Here is a 19,601-nt window from a genome sequence, read left to right as displayed (position 1 = left end):
ATGTTCATCGTGACTCCCCCTCCGGGACTGTTGCCAACACATCAGTCTGGCACCTAGATGCCGTAGGAGGGAGGAGTCCATTTCATTGCCCTACGTCCATGCCACCGTTTGACCTCTGTTCGTGCGCCAGGCCGCCGGGCCCGGTAGAATGCCGGTTTTGCCCCCAGCAGGAGCCGGCCCCATGTCGTCCTTCGCCGAAACCATCGAGAACATCACCCCGGACATCTACGAGAGCCTCAAGCTCGCCGTGGAGATCGGCAAGTGGCCGGACGGCCGCAAGCTCACCCAGGAGCAGAAGGAACTGTGCCTGCAGGCGATGATCGCCTGGGAACTGCAGAACCTGCCCGAGGACCAGCGCACCGGCTACATGGGCCCGCAGGAATGCGAGTCCCACGCCGAGCCGATCCCCAACATCCTCTTCTCGTCCAATTCGCTGCACTGATGACCGGGCTTTGATGAAAGAGCTAGGACGCGGCGCCCTGAGCAAGATGTCGGCGCGCCTTGAAAGCCCCGTGCAGTACGCCTTCCGCCTCGGCGAGGAGGAAATCGCGGTCAACCCGCTGATCGGCAGGACGGTGCGCCTGGAGTACCTGGGCGCCATCCACTGCTGCCATTGCGGGCGCAAGACGAAGAAGAGCTTCAGCCAGGGCTACTGCTACCCCTGCTTCACCAGGCTGGCGCAGTGCGACAGCTGCATCGTCAGCCCGGAAAAGTGCCACTACGACGAAGGCACCTGCCGCGAGCCGGAGTGGGGCGAGCGCTTCTGCATGACCGACCACGTGGTCTACCTGGCCAACTCCTCGGGGGTGAAGGTGGGCATCACCCGCGCCACCCAGGTGCCGACCCGCTGGATCGACCAGGGCGCCCGCCAGGCGCTGCCGATCCTGCGCGTGGCCACGCGCCAGCAGTCCGGGCTGGTGGAAGACCTGCTGCGCAGCCAGGTGGCCGACCGCACCAACTGGCGCGCCCTGCTCAAGGGCGAGGCCGAGCCGCTGGACCTGGCGGCCATCCGCGAGCAGCTGTTCGACCACTGCGCCGAGGGCCTGCGCGAGCTGCAGCAGCGCTTCGGCCTGCAGGCGATCCAGCCGGTGAGCGACCTCGAGCCGATCGAGATCCGCTACCCGGTGGAGGCCTACCTGGCCAAGATCACCAGCTTCGATCTGGACAAGACGCCGGTGGTGGAGGGTACCCTGCAAGGCATCAAGGGCCAGTACCTGATCTTCGACAGCGGCGTCATCAATATCCGTAAGTACACGGCTTATCAGCTAGCCATCAGCTATGAGCCTCAAGCGGCCAGCTGAGCCGGCGAACCACGAACCTGCGGCTTGAAGCACGAAGCTTGAAGCTGCCCGGAGGGCCACCATGCGCACCGATCAACCGAAAGTCATCTACCTCAAGGACTACCAGGCGCCCGAGTACCTGATCGACGAGACCAACCTGACCTTCGAGCTGTACGAGGACCACACCCTGGTCCACGCGCAACTGGTCATGCGGCGCAACCCCGAGCGCGGCGAAGGCCTGCCGCCGCTGGTGCTCGACGGCCAGCAGCTGGAGCTGCAGTGGGTGGCCCTGGACGACCGGGTGCTGGAGGAGGGCGACTACCAGCTGGACGAGAACCACCTGACCCTGCAGCCCACCGCCAGTCAGTTCACCGTCGACAGCACGGTGCGCATCCACCCGGAGAGCAACACCGCGCTGGAAGGCCTGTACAAGTCCGGCAAGATGTTCTGCACCCAGTGCGAGGCCGAGGGCTTCCGCAAGATCACCTACTACCTCGACCGCCCGGACGTGATGAGCAGCTTCACCACCACGGTCTCGGCCGAGCAGCACAAGTACCCGGTGCTGCTGTCCAACGGCAACCCGGTGGCCAGCGGCTCGGAAGAGGACGGGCGGCACTGGGCCACCTGGCAGGACCCGTTCAGGAAGCCGGCCTACCTGTTCGCCCTGGTCGCCGGCGACCTCTGGGCGGTGGAAGACACCTACACCACCCTGAGCGAGCGCGAGGTCGCCCTGCGCATCTACGTCGAGCCGGAGAACATCGACAAGTGCCAGCACGCCATGGACAGCCTGAAGAAGGCCATGCGCTGGGACGAGAAGGTCTACGGCCGCGAGTACGACCTGGACATCTTCATGATCGTCGCGGTCAACGACTTCAACATGGGCGCCATGGAGAACAAGGGGCTCAACATCTTCAACTCCAGCTGCGTGCTGGCCAGGGCCGAGACCGCCACCGACGCCGCGCACCAGCGCGTCGAGGGCGTGGTGGCCCACGAGTACTTCCACAACTGGTCGGGCAACCGCGTGACCTGCCGCGACTGGTTCCAGCTGTCGCTCAAGGAAGGCTTCACCGTGTTCCGCGACAGCGAGTTCTCCGCCGACATGAACTCGCGCACCGTCAAGCGCGTGGAGGACGTGGCCTTCCTGCGCACCAACCAGTTCGCCGAGGACGCCGGCCCCATGGCCCACCCGGTGCGCCCGGACTCGTTCATCGAGATTTCCAACTTCTACACCCTGACCGTCTACGAGAAGGGCTCGGAAGTGGTGCGCATGATCCACACCCTGCTCGGCGCCGAGGGCTTCCGCAAGGGCACCGACCTGTACTTCGAGCGCCATGACGGCCAGGCGGTGACCTGCGACGACTTCGTCAAGGCCATGGAAGACGCCAACGGCGTGGACCTGACGCAGTTCAAGCGCTGGTACAGCCAGTCCGGCACCCCGCGCCTGGCGGTGGAGGAAAGCTACGACGCGGCGGCGCAGCGCTACACCCTGACCTTCCGCCAGAGCTGCCCGCCGACCCCGGGCCAGCAGGTCAAGCAGCCCTTCGTCATCCCGGTGGAAATGGGCCTGCTCGACGCCCTGGGCAACCCGCTGCCGCTGCGCCTGGCCGGCGAGGAACATGCCCACGGCAGCAACCGCGTGCTGCAGGTGACCGAGGCAGAGCAGTCCTTCACCTTCGTCGGCCTGGCCGAGAAGCCGCTGCCCTCGCTGCTGCGCGGCTTCTCCGCGCCGGTGAAGCTGAGCTTCCCCTACGGCCGCGACCAGCTGATGTTCCTCATGCAGTACGACGAGGACGGCTTCAACCGCTGGGAAGCCGGCCAGCAGCTCTCGGTGCAGGTGCTCCAGGAGCTGATCGGCCAGCACCAGCGCGGCGAGCCACTGGTGCTCGACGAGCGCCTGCTCAGCGCCTTCCACACCCTGCTGCAGGACAACGCGCTGGACCAGGCGATGGTCGCCGAGATGCTCTCGCTGCCCAGCGAGGCCTACCTCACCGAGCTGAGCGAGGTGGCCGACGTCGAGGCCATCCACGCCGCCCGCGAGTTCGCCCGCCAGCGCATCGCCGAGGCCCTGCGCGAGCCGCTGTGGCAGCGCTACCAGGCCAACCGCGAAATCTCGCGCAAGACCCCCTACGTGGCCGAGGCCGAGCACATCGCCCGGCGCAGCCTGCAGAACATCGCGCTGTCCTACCTGATGCTGGTGGGCGGCGACGAGGTGCTGGCGGCCTGCCTGGAGCAGTACGAGTCCTGCGACAACATGACCGAACGCCTGACCGCCCTGGCGGTGCTGGTCAACTCGCCGTACGACGACGAGAAGGCCAAGGGCCTGGAAATGTTCGCCGACTACTTCAAGGACAACCCGCTGGTGATGGACCAGTGGTTCAGCGTACAGGCCGGCTGCACCCTGCCCGGCGGGCTGGAGCGGGTGCAGGCGCTGATGGGCCACCCGGCCTTCACCCTGAAGAACCCGAACAAGATCCGCGCGCTGATCGGCGCCTTCGCCAACCAGAACCTGGTCAACTTCCACCGCGCCGACGGGGCCGGCTACCGCTTCCTGGCCGACCAGGTGATCACCCTCAACGCGCTCAACCCGCAGATCGCCTCGCGGCTGCTGGCGCCGCTGACCCGCTGGCGCAAGTATGCCCCGGCGCGCCAGGGCCTGATGCGCGCCGAGCTGGAACGCATCCTGGCCTCGGGCGAGCTGTCCAGCGACGTCTACGAGGTGGTGAGCAAGAGCCTCGCCTGACGCTGCGCGCAGCTGGCGGAAAAAGTGTTATCGGCCTTGCCGGTAACACTTTTTTTTCGCCCGTGGATTTGCGCCGAGGTGCTCTTCGCAGGATGGGTATCGCTTCGCTCAACCCATCCTGCGCTACCCCTTCCAACGTAGGGCGCATAACGCCTACGGCGTTATCCGCCAATTGTCCCGGGCATCGGTGTTCCGGCCGGCGGCGGATAACCGCGAACGGTTATTCGCCCTACGCTCGGGCACGGCCGTAGGAGCGGACTTCGTCCGCGATAGCCGGAGATTCCGGCGCGGATCGCGGATGAGATCCGCTCCTACGCCGCCCCACCCGCGCCATTCCCCTGTAGGAGCGCGCCCTGCGCGCGAAATCGCGGGCAGGGCCCGCTCCTACAATTCCAGGGAAGCACGGCCGTAGGAGCGGACTTCGTCCGCGATAGCCGGAGATTCCGGCGCGGATCGCGGATGAGATTCGCTCCTACGCCGCCCCACCCGCGCCATTCCCCTGTAGGAGCGCGCCCTGCGCGCGAAATCGCGGGCAGGGCCCGCTCCTACAATTCCAGGGAAGCACGGTCGTAGGAGCGGACTTTGTCCGCGATAGCCGGAGATTCCCGCGCGGATCGCGGACGGAGTCCGCTCCTGCACATATCCGCACCGCAGGTTCCCGAGTGTTTCCCCGGACGCGTCCAGGTACCCGCAAATACCCGGAGTGTTACCGTCGGTATCTTTTTTCGTGTCCGCTGGAAGCCGCGTGGTGACTGGGCTGCAGCTTTCCCTAGTCCTTTTGGATGAGTCCCGCCGCGCTTAACAAAAGATAACGTGCCTTTAATTGTCAGGCTGCAGAAAGGCTGGCATATAACGACCACTCCCTATCCGCCTGCAATAAAAACAAAGAGGTAAGGCTATATGCGTGAGCATCTGCGGCACGCCACCGGCGAGCTGTCCGTGCGTTCGTCCGGGCCCTCGGTTTCCGCTTCCCCGTCCCCCCTGCGCAAATCGCTTTCGCTGCTCGGCGCGTTCTCGCTGCTGTGGCTGGCGGCCGTTCCGCTGCACGCCAGCGCGGCGGATGCGCCGGCCAGCGACACCGATGGCTATGCCATCGCCTCGGCCAAGGCCCCCAGCAGCCTGCTGCTGAGCGTCAGCCACGCCGGCAAGCGCCTGGTGGCGGTCGGTGATCGCGGGCACATCCTCTATTCCGACGACAACGGCAAGAACTGGATCCAGGCCAAGGTGCCCACCCGCCAGTTGCTGACCGCGGTGTTCTTCGTCAACGACAAGAAGGGCTGGGCGGTCGGCCACGACGCGCAGATTCTCGTCAGCGAGGACGCCGGCGCCACCTGGACGCGCCAGTTCGAGGACCTCAAGCGCGAGGCGCCGCTGCTGGACGTGTGGTTCCAGGACGAGAGCCACGGCCTGGCCGTGGGCGCCTACGGCGCCATGCTGGAAACCCGCGACGGCGGCAAGAGCTGGGAAGACGTCAGCGAGCGCCTGGACAACGAGGACCAGTTCCACCTCAACGGCATCGCCGCGGTGAAGGATTCCGGCCTGCTGGTGGTGGGCGAGTCCGGCAGCCTGTTCCGCTCGAAGGACTGGGGCCAGACCTGGGAGAAACTGCAGGGCCCCTACGAGGGTTCGCTGTTCGGCGCCGTCGGCACCGCCCAGCCCGGCACCGTGCTCATCTATGGCCTGCGCGGGCACCTGTTCCGCTCCACCGATTTCGGCGACACCTGGCAACAGGTGGCGCTGCCCATCGCCGGTGACGGCGTGCTGGAGTTCGGCCTGGCCGAAGGCTCGCTGCTGCCCGACGGCAGCATCGCCGTGGTCGGCAACAGCGGCAGCGTGCTGGTGAGCAAGGACGACGGCCGCACCTTCAACATCTTCAACCGGCCCGACCGCCTGGCGCTGGCCGGGGTCGGCGCGGCCGGCGACGGCAACCTGGTGCTGGTCGGCCAGGGCGGCATCCACCTGGCTTCGGCGACCGGCGCCGAGCTGACAGAACAACAATGAGCCGGGGAAGCCCCATGAACGCAGTCAATTCGCATCACCAGGACAAGGCGACCCTGCTCGAGCGCCTGATCTTCAACAACCGCCCGATCGTGATCGTCCTCTGCCTGCTGGCGACCCTGTTCCTCGCCTTCCAGGCGACCCAGGTGCGGCCGTCCACCAGCTTCGAGAAGATGATCCCGCTCAAGCACCCGTTCATCCAGAACATGCTGGCCCACGTCAACGACCTGGCCAACCTGGGCAACACCGTGCGCATCTCGGTGGAAGCGGTGAACGGCGACATCTTCACCAAGGAGTACATGGACACCCTGCGGCAGATCCATGACGAGGTGTTCTACATCCCCGGCGTCGACCGTTCCGGCCTGAAGTCGCTGTGGAGCCCCAGCGTGCGCTGGACCGAGGTGACCGAGGAAGGCTTCGCCGGCGGCGAGGTCATCCCGCAGACCTACGACGGTTCGGCCAAGGCCCTGGAGAAGCTGCGCGACAACGTGCTCAAGTCCGGGCAGATCGGCCGCCTGGTGGCGAACAACTTCAAGTCCAGCATCGTCGACGTGCCGCTGCTGGAGGTCTACCCCGACGCCAAGGACCAGAGCAAGCTGCTGAAGCTGGACTACCGCCAGTTCTCCCATGAGCTGGAAGAGAAGATCCGCGACAAGTACCAGGTGCAGAACCCCAACGTGAAGATCCACATCGTCGGCTTCGCCAAGAAGGTCGGCGACCTGATCGACGGCCTGCTGATGGTGGTCGGCTTCTTCGGCATCTGCTTCGTCATCACCCTGGTGCTGCTGCTGTGGTTCACCAAGTGCGTGCGCTCGACCATCGCCGTGCTGTCCACCACCCTGGTGGCGGTGATCTGGCAGCTCGGCCTGCTGCATTGCATCGGCTTCGGGCTGGACCCGTACTCGATGCTGGTGCCCTTCCTGATCTTCGCCATCGGCATTTCCCACGGGGTGCAGAAGATCAACGGCATCGCCCTGCAGTCCAGTGACGCGGAAACCCCGCTGCTGGCCGCGCGGCGCACCTTCCGCCAGCTGTTCCTGCCGGGCATGATCGCCATCCTGGCCGACGCCGTGGGCTTCATCACCCTGCTGGTGATCGACATCGGGGTGATCCGCGAGCTGGCCATCGGCGCCTCCATCGGCGTGGCGGTGATCGTCTTCACCAACCTGATCCTGCTGCCGGTGGCGATCTCCTACATCGGCATCAGCAAGCGCGCGGTGGAGCGCAGCAAGAAGGACGCGGTGCGCGAGCATCCGTTCTGGCGCCTGCTGTCCAACTTCGCCAGTTCCAAGGTGGCGCCCATCTCCATCCTGATCGCCCTGGTGATGTTCGCCGGCGGCCTCTGGCAGGGCCATCACCTGAAGATCGGCGACCTCGACCAGGGCGCCCCGGAGCTGCGCCCGGACTCGCGCTACAACCAGGACAACGACTTCATCATCCGCAACTACTCCACCAGCTCCGACGTGCTGGTGGTGATGGTCGAGTCGGCGGCCGAGGGTTGCTCCGCGCACCAGACGCTGCAGGCCATCGACGAGCTGTCGTGGAAGCTGGAGAACACCGAGGGCGTGCAGTCGGCCATCTCCCTGGTCACCGTGTCCAAGCAGGTGATCAAGGGCATGAACGAGGGCAACCTGAAGTGGGAGACCCTGTCGCGCAACAAGGACGTGCTGAACAACTCCATCAGCCGCGCCGACGGCCTGTACAACAGCAGCTGCTCGCTGGCGCCCCTGCTGGTGTTCCTCAACGACCACAAGGCCGAGACCCTCGACCGCGCCGTGCATGCCGTGCAGGAGTTCGCCGCCGAGCACGAGAAGGATGACCTGAAGTTCAAGCTGGCCGCGGGCAACGCCGGCATCGAGGCGGCCACCAACGAGGTGATCAAGCAGTCCGAGCTGATCATCCTGGTGCTGGTCTACATCTGCGTGGCGGTCATGTGCATGATCACCTTCCGCTCCTTCGCCGCGACCCTCTGCATCGTCCTGCCGCTGATCCTCACCTCGGTGCTGGGCAACGCGCTGATGGCCACCCTCGGCATCGGCGTCAAGGTGGCGACGCTGCCGGTGATCGCGCTCGGCGTGGGCATCGGCGTGGACTACGGGATCTACATCTACACCCGCCTGGAGTCGTTCCTGCGCCAGGGCCTGTCGCTGCAGGAGGCCTACTACGAGACCCTGAAGTCCACCGGCAAGGCCGTGCTGTTCACCGGCCTGTGCCTGGCCATCGGCGTGGCCACCTGGATCTTCTCGGCCATCAAGTTCCAGGCCGACATGGGCCTGATGCTGACCTTCATGCTGCTGTGGAACATGTTCGGCGCGCTCTGGCTGCTGCCGGCCCTGGCCCGCTTCCTGATCAACCCGGAGAAGGTCCGGGCGAAGAAGGCCTCGATCCTGGTCCACTGATCCTGGCGTGACCCAGAAAACCGCGGCTTCGGCCGCGGTTTTTTTGCTTGCCGGGGCGACGAACCCATCACCCCGGCTACCCGGAAGTGTAGGAGCGGGCCCTGCCCGCGAATCGCGCGCAGGGCGCGCTCCTACAAGGAAGCGCTGCCGAGGTGCTTTTCGTAGGAGCGAGCTTGCTCGCGAACGGGGTTTGCAGGGGACTTTAGGTGCTGGGCTTTAGAGCGCCCTCTCCCCAACCCTCTCCCGCAAGCGGGAGAGGGGGCTGTCCTGAGCGGCCGGAAAATCCGCAGCCATCCTGATACTCCTGGCTACGTCGCCACTCCCGCCGTTGGCCTTGGCCGCCCCCCGGGATTTCGTCGGAAATCCGCGCCACACCTGGCTCCGGAAAAGTTGGAACGCTTCCTGCAGATACCCTTGCGCCGGCACCGTCGGCGTCAAAAGTTTGTTGTACCAGGGCAGGGGAGTTCGGGGTGGATCGTACGCAATTGATCGGAACAGTGCGCAGCAACCTGGCCGGGCTGGGCCGCGGCAACCTGGGTGTGCCGCTGCTGCTGCTGGCGATGCTGGGCATGATGACCCTGCCGATCCCGCCGTTCCTGCTGGACGTGCTCTTCACCTTCAACATCGCCCTGTCCATCGTCGTCCTGCTGGTCTGCGTGTACGCCCTGCGCCCGCTGGACTTCGCCGTGTTCCCGACCATCCTGCTGGTCGCCACCCTGCTGCGCCTGGCGCTGAACGTCGCCTCCACCCGCGTGGTGCTGCTCCACGGCCACGATGGCCACGCCGCCGCCGGCAAGGTGATCCAGGCCTTCGGCGAGGTGGTGATCGGCGGCAACTACGTGGTCGGCATCGTGGTCTTCGCGATCCTCATGATCATCAACTTCGTGGTGGTCACCAAGGGCGCCGGGCGCATCTCCGAAGTGAGCGCGCGTTTCACCCTGGACGCCATGCCCGGCAAGCAGATGGCCATCGACGCCGACCTCAACGCCGGCCTCATCGAGCAGGCCGAGGCCAAGAAACGCCGCGCCGAGGTGGCCCAGGAGGCCGACTTCTACGGCTCCATGGACGGTGCCAGCAAGTTCGTCCGCGGCGACGCCGTCGCCGGCCTGCTGATCCTCTTCATCAACCTGATCGGCGTGATCCAGCATTCCATGTCCTTCGGCGACGCCGGCAAGGTCTACGCCCTGCTGACCATCGGCGACGGCCTGGTGGCGCAGCTGCCGTCGCTGCTGCTGTCCACCGCCGCGGCGATCATGGTGACCCGCGTCTCCAGCTCCGAGGACATGGGCCAGCAGGTCAACCGGCAGATGTTCGCCTCGCCCAAGGCCCTGGCCATCTCCGCCGCCATCCTCATCGCCATGGGCCTGGTCCCGGGCATGCCCCACGTCTCCTTCATCGGCCTCGGCGCGGTGGCCGCCGGCGGCGCCTGGCTGATCGTCCAGCGCCAGCGCAAGGCGGCCCAGGCCGAGGTCCAGGAAACCCAGCGCCAGCAGGAACTGCTGCCGGCCCAGCGCGCCCAGGAAACCAAGGAGCTGGGCTGGGACGACGTGACCCCGGTGGACATGGTCGGCCTGGAGGTCGGCTACCGGCTGATCCCGCTGGTGGACCGCAACCAGGGCGGCCAGCTGCTGGCGCGGATCAAGGGCGTGCGCAAGAAGCTGTCCCAGGACATGGGCTTCCTGATGCCCTCGGTGCACATCCGCGACAACCTCGACCTGCTGCCCAACGCCTATCGCTTGACGCTCATGGGCGTCAGCGTGGCGGAGGCGGAGATCTACCCGGACCGCGAGCTGGCGATCAACCCCGGCCAGGTCTTCGGCACCCTCAACGGCATCGCCGGCAAGGACCCGGCCTTCGGCCTGGAAGCCGTGTGGATCGAGCCCGGCCAGCGCGACCAGGCGCAGTCCCTGGGCTACACCGTGGTGGACGCCAGCACCGTGGTCGCCACCCACCTCAACCAGGTGCTGCACAAGCATGCCCACGAGCTGCTCGGCCACGAGGAAGTCCAGCAACTGCTGCAGCTGCTGGCCAAGACCTCGCCGAAGCTGGCGGAAGAGCTGGTTCCGGGGCTGATTTCCCTGTCCACCCTGCTCAAGGTCCTGCAGAACCTGCTGCAGGAGCAGGTGCCGGTGCGTGACATCCGCACCATCGCCGAGGCCATCGCCAACGTTGCCGCCAAGAGTCAAGATCCCGCCGCCATGGTGGCCGCGGTACGGGTGGCGCTGAGCCGCGCAATCGTCCAAGGCATCGTGGGACTAGAGCCGGAGCTGCCTGTGATCACCCTCGAGCCCAGGTTGGAACAGATCTTGCTGAACAGCATGCAGAAGGCCGGGCAAGGTTCGGAAGACGGCATTCTGCTGGAGCCGGGCATGGCGGAAAAACTGCAGCGCTCGCTGGTCGAGACCGCACAGCGCCAGGAAATGCTCGGCAAGCCGGCGATCCTGCTGGTGGCCGGGCCGATCCGCGCGATGATGTCGCGTTTCGCGCGGATGGCGGTGCCGAGCATGAGCGTGCTGGCCTACCAGGAAATTCCGGATAACAAGCAAGTCACCATCGTCGCCACCGTTGGACAGAACTGAAGGACAGCGCCATGCAGGTTAAACGCTTCTTCGCCGCCGATATGCGTCAGGCCATGAAACTGGTCCGTGACGAGCTGGGCGCGGATGCCGCCATCATCGGCAACCGCCGGGTCGCCGGCGGTGTCGAGCTGACCGCGGCGCTGGACTACCAGCCACCGGCAGCGGCCAGCAAGCCGAACCCGGCGCTGGAGGCCGAGCTGCGCCAGACCCAGCAGCGCATCGCCCAGGCCCGCGCCGAGCTGGACAGCCCGGTGCGCGCCGCCGCCACCGCGCGCAAGGACCGTCAATTGTACGGCGCCGAGCCGGCCAAACGCCCGAGCCTGGCCGAGGCCATGGCCGCCCCGGCGCCCGCCGCCGCGCCGGCCGCCGTCAGCCAGCAGGCGCTGGACGCCATGCGCTTCGAACTCAACGGCCTGCGCGAGCTGCTCGAAGTGCAGCTGGGCTCCATCGCCTGGAGCCAGCTGCAGCACCAGCGCCCGAAGCAGGCCGGCCTGTGGCGCCGCCTGCAGCGCATGGGCATGCCGGCGGACCTGGGCCGCCAGCTGCTCGAGCGCGTGGCCTCGATCGTCGACCCCAAGCAGGCCTGGCGCATGCTCCTGGCCCACCTGGCGCGCTCGATCCGCACCCCCGACGCCGACCTGCTGGAGCAGGGCGGGGTGATCGCCCTGGTCGGCCCGGCCGGCATGGGCAAGACCACCACCCTGGCCAAGCTGGCGGCGCGCTACGTCCTCAAGTACGGTGCGCACAACCTGGCGCTGGTCAGCATGGACAGCTTCCGCCTGGGCGCCCAGGAGCAGATCAAGTCCCTGGGCCGCATCCTCAACGTGCCGGTGACCCTGGTCGACCCCGGCCAGTCGCTGCTGCAGGCCATGGCGCCGCTGGCGGGCAAGCGCCTGGTGCTGATCGACACCGCCGGCCTGCCGGCCAGCGACCCGGCGCTGCGCATGCAGCTCGAGGCCCTGGCGGCGCAGAGCCTGAGCGTGAAGAATTACCTGGTGCTGGCCGCGACCAGCCAGAGCCAGGTGCTCAAGGCCGCCTGGCATGCCTATCGCAGCTGCGGCCTGGCCGGTTGCATACTGACCAAGCTGGACGAGGCGGGCAGCCTGGGCGAGGCCCTGGCGCTGGTGATAGCACAACGCATGCCGGTTGCCTATCTGGCGGACGGGCCGCGAATTCCGGATGATCTGCAGGTGGCGCGCGCGCACCAGCTGGTCAGCCGCGCGGTCAGCCTGCAGGCTCCCGAGGAGCCATGCGAGGACACCATGGCCGGCATGTTCGCCGGCCTCTATCAGCAGCCGGCGCGACACGTCGGCTGACGGATTCCAGGGGCGCCCCCGCACGCGGGGGTTCCAGGCGGATACGGATGCTCGAGCAGATCCGTAAGCGCTGGTGGCGGGAGAGCACCGCGACCGGCAGACCCAGGCGCCCACCGCGCCGGGGACGATGAAGAGACAAGGTAAGACTATGGGTATGCATCCCGTTCAGGTAATCGCGGTCACCGGTGGCAAGGGTGGCGTCGGCAAGACCAACGTCTCGGTGAACCTGGCGATGGCGCTGGCCGACCTCGGCCGCCGCGTCATGCTGCTGGACGCCGACCTCGGCCTGGCCAACGTCGACGTGCTGCTGGGGCTTTCGCCCAAGCGCACCCTGGCCGACGTCATCGAAGGCGAATGCGACCTGCGTGACGTGATCCTCCAGGGCCCCGGCGGCATCCGCATCGTCCCGGCGGCCTCGGGCACGCAGAGCATGGTGCAGCTCTCGCCCATGCAGCACGCCGGGCTGATCCAGGCCTTCAGCGACATCAGCGAGAACATCGACGTGCTGCTGGTGGACACTGCTGCCGGCATCGGCGATTCGGTGGTCAGCTTCGTCCGCGCGGCCCAGGAAGTGCTGCTGGTGGTCTGCGACGAACCGACCTCGATCACCGATGCCTACGCACTGATCAAGCTGCTGAACCGCGACTACGGCATGACGCGCTTCCGCGTGCTGGCGAACATGGCGCACAGCCCGCAGGAAGGGCGCAACCTGTTCGCCAAGCTGACCAAGGTCACCGACCGCTTCCTCGACGTGGCGCTGCAGTACGTCGGCGCCATCCCCTACGACGAGTCGGTGCGCAAGGCCGTGCAGAAGCAGCGCTCGGTGTATGAAGCCTTCCCGCGCAGCAAGGCCTCGCTGGCCTTCCGCGCCATCGCCCAGAAAGTCGACAGCTGGCCGCTGCCGGCCAACCCGCGCGGGCACCTGGAGTTCTTCGTCGAGCGCCTGGTGCAGCATCCGACCACGGGTTCGACCGTATGATGAGCGGCTCCGGAGCGCTTATGTACAGCAAGACGCAGGCGCGCAATTCCCAGGAAGAACTGATCCAGCGCTATGCGCCGCTGGTCAAGCGTATCGCCTACCACCTGCTGGGCCGGCTGCCGGCCAGCGTGCAGGTGGAGGACCTGATGCAGGCCGGGATGATCGGCCTGCTCGAGGCGGCGAAGAAGTACGACCAGGGCAAGGGAGCCAGTTTCGAGACCTACGCCGGCATCCGCATCCGCGGGGCCATGCTCGACGAGGTGCGCAAGGGTGACTGGGCGCCGCGTTCGGTGCACCGCAACACCCGCCTGGTCAGCGACGCGATCCGCACCATCGAGGCGCGAACCGGACGCGACGCTAAAGATCAGGAAGTCGCTGCCGAACTCAATATGAGCCTCGACGATTACTACGCGATCCTGAGCGACACCCAGGGCAGCCGCCTGTACAGCTTCGACGACCTGCTGCAGGAAGGCGCCCAGGGCCCGGCGGAAGACACCACGCACCTGGACAACGAGCCCTCCCACGGCCTGGAGGACGAGCGTTTCCAGCAGGCGCTGGCCGACGCCATCACCAAGCTGCCCGAGCGCGAGCGCCTGGTGCTGGCGCTGTACTACGACGAGGAGCTGAACCTCAAGGAGATCGGCGAGGTGCTCGGGGTGAGCGAGTCGCGGGTCAGCCAGCTGCACAGCCAGTGCGCCGCGCGCCTGCGGGCCCGGCTGTCGGAGTGGCGTGCGCACTGATCGACCGGTGGACGCAAGGAAGTAACGGAATTTTCCGGCGGGGCGTATAGAATCCCGTCGGTTCGACAACTGCTGGCCCTTTGCTATGAGGGCGGCGAAAGGGCGGGGCACCCCGCCACCGACAAGCAACACGGCAGGCGCCGCCAGGGCGCCCGCCCAAGGGTATTCAAGGCGCGCCCGCCACGGCGCGCCGGGACTGGACGGAGGCAGGTTTGGACAAGAACATGAAAATTCTCATCGTGGACGACTTCTCCACGATGAGGCGCATCATCAAGAACCTCCTGCGCGACCTGGGGTTCACCAACACCGCGGAAGCCGATGACGGCACCACCGCGCTGCCGATGCTGCACAGCGGCAACTTCGACTTCCTCGTCACCGACTGGAACATGCCCGGCATGACCGGCATCGACCTGCTGCGCGCGGTGCGCGCCGACGAGCGCCTGAAGCACCTGCCGGTGCTGATGGTCACCGCCGAGGCCAAGCGCGACCAGATCATCGAAGCGGCCCAGGCCGGGGTCAACGGCTACGTGGTCAAGCCTTTCACCGCCCAGGTGCTGAAAGAGAAGATCGAGAAGATATTCGAGCGGGTCGGCGGCTGAAGCCGACCAAGAGGGCGTCATGGATCTCGTCAACGAATCCAAGGGGGGCGACTTCGAGTCGACCCTGAAGAAACACGCGCGCGAATTGGTCGAGAGCCTGGAGCGCGGCGAAGTGCAGCAGGCCGTGCAGCTCATCCAGGAGCTCAACCAGGCCCGTGACCGCGGCCTCTACCAGGAGGTTGGCAAGCTCACCCGCGAGCTGCACAACGCCATCGTCAATTTCCAGATCGACCCGCGCTCGCGCCACGCCGAGGAAATGTCGCAGATCGCCGACGCCACCGACCGCCTGTCGTACGTGGTGCAGATGACCGAGAAGGCGGCCAACCGCACCATGGACCTGGTGGAAGAGTGCACGCCGCTGGTCGGCCACATCGAGGGCGAGGCCAAGGAGCTGCAGGAACAGTGGTCGCGCTTCATGCGCCGCGAGCTGGGCCCTGAGGCCTTTCGCGAGCTGGCCAAGCGTGTCGAGGCCTTCCTCTACAGCAGCGCCCAGGACAGCCGCAAGCTCTCCGCGCACCTGAACGACATCCTGCTGGCGCAGGACTTCCAGGACCTCACCGGGCAGGTGATCAAGCGCGTCACCCGGCTGGTCACCGAGGTGGAGAGCAACCTGGTCAAGCTGGTCTGGATGGCCGGGCAGGTGGACCGCTACGCCGGCATCGAGCACGACCACGAGGGCCTGCGCACGGCCGTGGAAAAAGAAAGATCGTCCAAGGGTGAAGGTCCGCAGGTTGCTGCCGATAAGAGAATGGACGTCGTATCCGGTCAGGACGACGTCGATGACCTGTTGTCCAGCCTTGGTTTTTGAGGTGTGTGAACACACCGTGGGGAGCACCGAATGAGCTTCGACGCCGATGACGAGATCCTCCAGGACTTTCTGGTGGAGGCCGGCGAGATTCTCGAGCAACTGTCCGAGCAACTGGTCGAGCTGGAAAGCCGGCCGGACGACATGGACCTGCTCAATGCCATTTTCCGTGGTTTCCACACCGTCAAGGGCGGCGCCGGCTTCCTCCAGCTGAACGCCCTGGTGGAGTGCTGCCACGTGGCGGAGAACGTCTTCGACATCCTGCGCAAGGGTGAACGCCGCGTCACCTCCGAGCTGATGGACGTGGTCCTGCAGGCGCTGGACACGGTCAACGTCATGTTCGCCCAGGTCCGCGACCAGGAAGAGCCGACCCCGGCCACCCCCGAGCTGCTCGCCGCGCTGGCGCGCCTGGCCGAACCGGGCGAGGACGACGCCGTCGAAGCCGCGCCCCGGGAAGAAGCCGCCGCGCCGGAACCCGCCGCCGAGCCGGCCGCCTATGGCGACATCACCGACGCCGAGTTCGAGCAACTGCTCGACGCCCTGCAGCCGGGCGACCAGGCGCCGCAGGCCGAACAGCCGCCGCAGGCCGAGGCCGCCGGCGCCGGCGACGAGATCACCGACGACGAATTCGAGGCCCTGCTCGACCAGTTGCACGGCAAGGGCCAGTTCAGCGGCGCCAGCAGCCTGCCGGAAGAGTCGGCCGCTGCGCCCGCTCCGGCCGAAGCGCCGGCCGCTGGCGACGAGATCACCGACGACGAGTTCGAGGCGCTGCTCGACCAGTTGCACGGCAAGGGCAAGTTCGGCGGTGCGACGGAAGAACCCGCTGCGCCGGCCGAAGCCGAGGCGCCCGCCGCCGGCGGCGACAACATCACCGACGACGAATTCGAGGCGTTGCTGGACCAACTGCACGGCAAGGGCAAGTTCAGCGCCGACGCTGCCGCCACGCCGGCCCCGTCAGCCGCCCCCGCGCCGGCCAAGGCCGCCGAGCCGGCCGCCGTGGCCAAGCCCAAGCCCGCGCCCAAGCCGGCCGCCAAGCCCGCGGACAGCCCGCGCCCAGCCGCCGTTCCCGCGCCGGCCCACGAGAAGAGCGCCAGCGAGGCGGAAACCACGGTGCGCGTGGACACCGCGCGCCTGGACGAGATCATGAACATGGTCGGCGAGCTGGTGCTGGTGCGCAACCGCCTGGTGCGCCTGGGCAGCAACAGCGGCGACGAGGCCATGGCCAAGGCCGTGGCCAACCTCGATGTGGTCACCGCCGACCTGCAGATGTCGGTGATGAAGACGCGCATGCAGCCGATCAAGAAGGTCTTCGGACGCTTCCCGCGGCTGGTGCGCGACCTGGCGCGCAACCTGAAGAAAGAGATCAACCTCGAGCTGGTGGGCGAGGAGACCGACCTGGACAAGAACCTGGTCGAGGCCCTGGCCGACCCGCTGGTGCACCTGGTGCGCAACGCCGTGGACCACGGCATCGAGTCGCCCGAGGAGCGCGAGGCCGCCGGCAAGGCGCGCGGCGGCCGGGTGGTGCTGTCCGCCGAGCAGGAGGGCGACCACATCCTGCTGTCGATCTCCGACGACGGCAAGGGCATGGACCCGGACATCCTCCGCGCCAAGGCGGTGGAGAAGGGCCTGCTGGACAAGGACGCCGCCGAGCGCCTGAGCGAGTCGGACTGCTACAACCTGATCTTCGCCCCGGGCTTCTCGACCAAGACCGAGATTTCCGACGTGTCCGGCCGCGGCGTCGGCATGGACGTGGTGAAGACCAAGATTTCCCAGCTCAACGGCATCATCAACATCTACTCGGCCAAGGGCCAGGGCTCGAAGATCGTCATCAAGGTGCCGCTGACCCTGGCGATCATGCCGACGCTGATGGTGATGCTCGGCGACCAGGCCTTCGCCTTCCCGCTGGTCAACGTCAACGAGATCTTCCACCTGGACCTGTCGCGCACCAACGTGGTCGACGGCCAGGAAGTGGTGATCGTCCGCGACAAGGCCCTGCCGCTGTTCTACCTCAAGCGCTGGCTGGTGCCGGGCGCGCAGTGCGACGAATCCAGCGAGGGCCACGTGGTGATCATCTCGGTGGGCACCCAGCGCATCGGTTTCGTGGTCGACCAGCTGGTGGGCCAGGAAGAGGTGGTGATCAAGCCCCTGGGCAAGATGCTCCAGGGCACCCCCGGCATGGCCGGGGCGACCATCACCGGCGACGGGCGCATCGCCCTGATCCTCGATGTGCCGAGCATGCTCAAGCGCTACGCGCGGCGTATCTGAACCCGGCGCGCGGGGACGCCCGCGCGCCCGCAAGGCTTCAATCAGGAGTGTTTATGGCTGTCAAAGTCCTGGTAGTGGACGATTCGGGATTCTTCCGCCGCCGCGTCTCGGAGATCCTCTCCGCCGACCCGCAGATTCAGGTGGTCGGCACGGCCACCAACGGCCGCGAGGCGATCGAGCAGGCGCTGGCGCTCAAGCCCGACGTCATCACCATGGACTACGAGATGCCGCTGATGGACGGCATCACCGCGGTGCGCAACATCATGCAGCGCTGCCCGACGCCGGTCCTGATGTTCTCCTCGCTGACCCACGAAGGCGCCCGCGTCACCCTCGACGCCCTGGACGCCGGCGCGGTGGACTACCTGCCGAAGAACTTCGAGGACATCTCGCGCACCCCCGAGAAGGTGCGCCAGCTGCTCTGCGAGAAGGTCCACAGCATCGCCCGCGCCAACCGCCGCTACGCGTCCTTCCTGAGCTCCCCCGGCAGCGGCGCCAGCGCCCCGGCGCCGGCCAGCGCCGCGCCGCGCGCTTCCGCGCAGCCGGTACCCGCCCCGGCCTCGGCCCCGGCGGCCTCCGCCGCGCCAAAGCGTAAGCCCTACCGGCTGGTCGCCATCGGTACCTCCACCGGTGGGCCGGTAGCCTTGCAGCGGGTGCTGACCCAGCTGCCGGCCAACTTCCCCGCACCCCTGGTGCTGATCCAGCACATGCCGGCGGCCTTCACCAAGGCCTTCGCCGAGCGCCTGGACAAGCTCTGCAAGATCAGCGTCAAGGAAGCCGAGGACGGCGACCACCTGCGCCCCGGCCTGGCCCTGCTGGCGCCCGGCGGCAAGCAGATGATGATCGACTCGCGCGGGGTGGTGCGCATCCTCCCCGGCGACGAGCGCCTGAACTACAAGCCCTGCGTCGACGTCACCTTCGGCTCGGCGTCCAAGGCCTACGGCGACAAGGTCCTGGCGGTGGTCCTCACCGGCATGGGCGCCGACGGCCGCGAGGGCGCGCGCATGCTCAAGCAGAGCGGCAGCCAGGTGTGGGCCCAGGACGAGGCCAGCTGCGTGATCTACGGCATGCCCATGGCCATCGCCAAGGCCGGCCTGGCCGACGCCGTGTACAGCCTCGACGACATCGGCCGGCACCTCTCCGAGGCCTGTGGCTGATGGATGTACTGAGCCTCGTCGGCCTGATCCTCGCGCTGGTCGCCATCATCGGCGGCAACTTCCTCGAGGGCGGGCACATCAGCGCCCTGGCCAACGGCCCGGCGGCGCTCATCGTGGTCGGCGGCACCCTGGCCGCGGCCCTGGTGCAGACCCCGGTGCTGGTGCTCAAGCGCGCCCTGAGCCTGCTGCGCTGGATCGTCCTGCCGCCGAAGATCGACCTGCCCGGCGGCATCAACCGCGTGGTGGGCTGGAGCATGACCGCGCGCAAGGAAGGCCTGCTGGGCCTGGAGACCATCGCCGACGCCGAGCCCGACCCCTACGCGCGCAAGGGCCTGCAGCTGCTGGTGGACGGCGTGGAGCCGGAGGCCATCCGCAGCATCCTCGAAGTCGACCTGTTCAACCAGGAAGGCCGCGACCTGCAGGCCGCCAAGGTGTTCGAGGCCATGGGCGGCTACGCGCCGACCATCGGCATCATCGGCGCGGTCATGGGCCTGATCCACGTGATGGGCAACCTGGCCGACCCCAGCCAGCTGGGCAACGGCATCGCCGTGGCCTTCGTCGCCACCATCTACGGCGTGGGCATGGCCAACCTGCTGCTGCTGCCGGTGGGCAACAAGCTCAAGAGCCTGGTGCTGCGCCAGTCCAGCTACCGGGAAATGCTCATGGAAGGCCTGCTGTCCATCGCCGAGGGCGAGAACCCGCGCTCCATCGAACTGAAGCTGCAAGGCTTCGTCGGCTGAGGGGCGC

14 protein-coding genes are annotated in these 19,601 nt (G+C 67.2%); all 14 read left to right on the top strand.

Features of this window, described 5'->3' with window-relative positions; all coding sequences use genetic code 11:
- Positions 1-181: 181 nt before the first annotated feature.
- Positions 182-442 carry a YeaC family protein gene (locus tag CHC02_RS17535; RefSeq protein WP_089392727.1) on the top strand — a complete coding sequence of 87 codons (261 nt, stop codon included), beginning with the start codon at positions 182-184 and terminating at the stop codon, positions 440-442.
- A 13-nt stretch (positions 443-455) separates the two neighbouring features.
- Positions 456-1,301, top strand: a complete 846-nt coding sequence (locus tag CHC02_RS17530) for a DUF2797 domain-containing protein (RefSeq protein WP_176450335.1) — start codon at positions 456-458, stop codon at positions 1,299-1,301.
- Positions 1,302-1,362: 61 nt separating this feature from the next.
- The gene (gene pepN / locus CHC02_RS17525) at positions 1,363-4,020 is read left to right on the top strand and encodes an aminopeptidase N (protein WP_089392725.1); all 2,658 of its coding nucleotides are present in this window, start codon (positions 1,363-1,365) and stop codon (positions 4,018-4,020) included.
- 900 nt (positions 4,021-4,920) lie between these two features.
- Entirely contained in the window at positions 4,921-6,021 is a 1,101-nt protein-coding gene (locus tag CHC02_RS17520; protein ID WP_089392724.1) for a WD40/YVTN/BNR-like repeat-containing protein, read from the top strand.
- Positions 6,022-6,035: 14 nt separating this feature from the next.
- Complete coding sequence (locus tag CHC02_RS17515; protein WP_089392723.1) at positions 6,036-8,417, top strand: efflux RND transporter permease subunit; 2,382 nt, start codon at positions 6,036-6,038, stop codon at positions 8,415-8,417.
- A 470-nt stretch (positions 8,418-8,887) separates the two neighbouring features.
- Positions 8,888-10,996 carry a flagellar biosynthesis protein FlhA gene (gene flhA / locus CHC02_RS17505; RefSeq protein WP_089392721.1) on the top strand — a complete coding sequence of 703 codons (2,109 nt, stop codon included), beginning with the start codon at positions 8,888-8,890 and terminating at the stop codon, positions 10,994-10,996.
- Positions 10,997-11,007: 11 nt separating this feature from the next.
- A complete protein-coding gene (gene flhF / locus CHC02_RS17500; RefSeq protein WP_089392720.1) occupies positions 11,008-12,312 on the top strand; it encodes a flagellar biosynthesis GTPase FlhF in 1,305 nt (434 codons plus the stop codon).
- A gap of 127 nt (positions 12,313-12,439) precedes the next feature.
- Complete coding sequence (gene fleN / locus CHC02_RS17495) at positions 12,440-13,291, top strand: flagellar synthesis regulator FleN (protein WP_370311049.1); 852 nt, start codon at positions 12,440-12,442, stop codon at positions 13,289-13,291.
- On the top strand, positions 13,288-14,031 hold the full coding sequence (fliA, locus tag CHC02_RS17490) for an RNA polymerase sigma factor FliA (protein ID WP_074984740.1): 744 nt from the start codon (positions 13,288-13,290) through the stop codon (positions 14,029-14,031). Before fleN ends, fliA begins: the two co-directional genes overlap by 4 nt.
- Before the next feature lie 224 nt (positions 14,032-14,255).
- Positions 14,256-14,630: a chemotaxis response regulator CheY gene (locus CHC02_RS17485; protein WP_009621098.1), complete on the top strand. Its 375-nt coding sequence runs from the start codon at positions 14,256-14,258 to the stop codon at positions 14,628-14,630.
- Between the two features lie 19 nt (positions 14,631-14,649).
- A complete protein-coding gene (locus CHC02_RS17480) occupies positions 14,650-15,438 on the top strand; it encodes a protein phosphatase CheZ (RefSeq protein WP_089392719.1) in 789 nt (262 codons plus the stop codon).
- Positions 15,439-15,468: 30 nt separating this feature from the next.
- Positions 15,469-17,700, top strand: coding sequence for a chemotaxis protein CheA (locus CHC02_RS17475; RefSeq protein ID WP_089392718.1), 2,232 nt, complete (start codon positions 15,469-15,471; stop codon positions 17,698-17,700).
- A 53-nt stretch (positions 17,701-17,753) separates the two neighbouring features.
- A complete protein-coding gene (locus tag CHC02_RS17470; RefSeq protein ID WP_089392717.1) occupies positions 17,754-18,854 on the top strand; it encodes a protein-glutamate methylesterase/protein-glutamine glutaminase in 1,101 nt (366 codons plus the stop codon).
- Entirely contained in the window at positions 18,854-19,594 is a 741-nt protein-coding gene (locus CHC02_RS17465; protein WP_089392716.1) for a flagellar motor protein, read from the top strand. The genes CHC02_RS17470 and CHC02_RS17465 overlap by 1 nt, the downstream gene beginning before the upstream one ends.
- Positions 19,595-19,601: the final 7 nt, after the last annotated feature.

The organism is Pseudomonas delhiensis, assembly GCF_900187975.1.
Classification (GTDB): Bacteria; Pseudomonadota; Gammaproteobacteria; order Pseudomonadales; family Pseudomonadaceae; genus Pseudomonas; species Pseudomonas delhiensis.
Note: the sequence above shows the minus strand (reverse complement) of the source record. Positions and strands in the feature narration are given on the sequence as shown.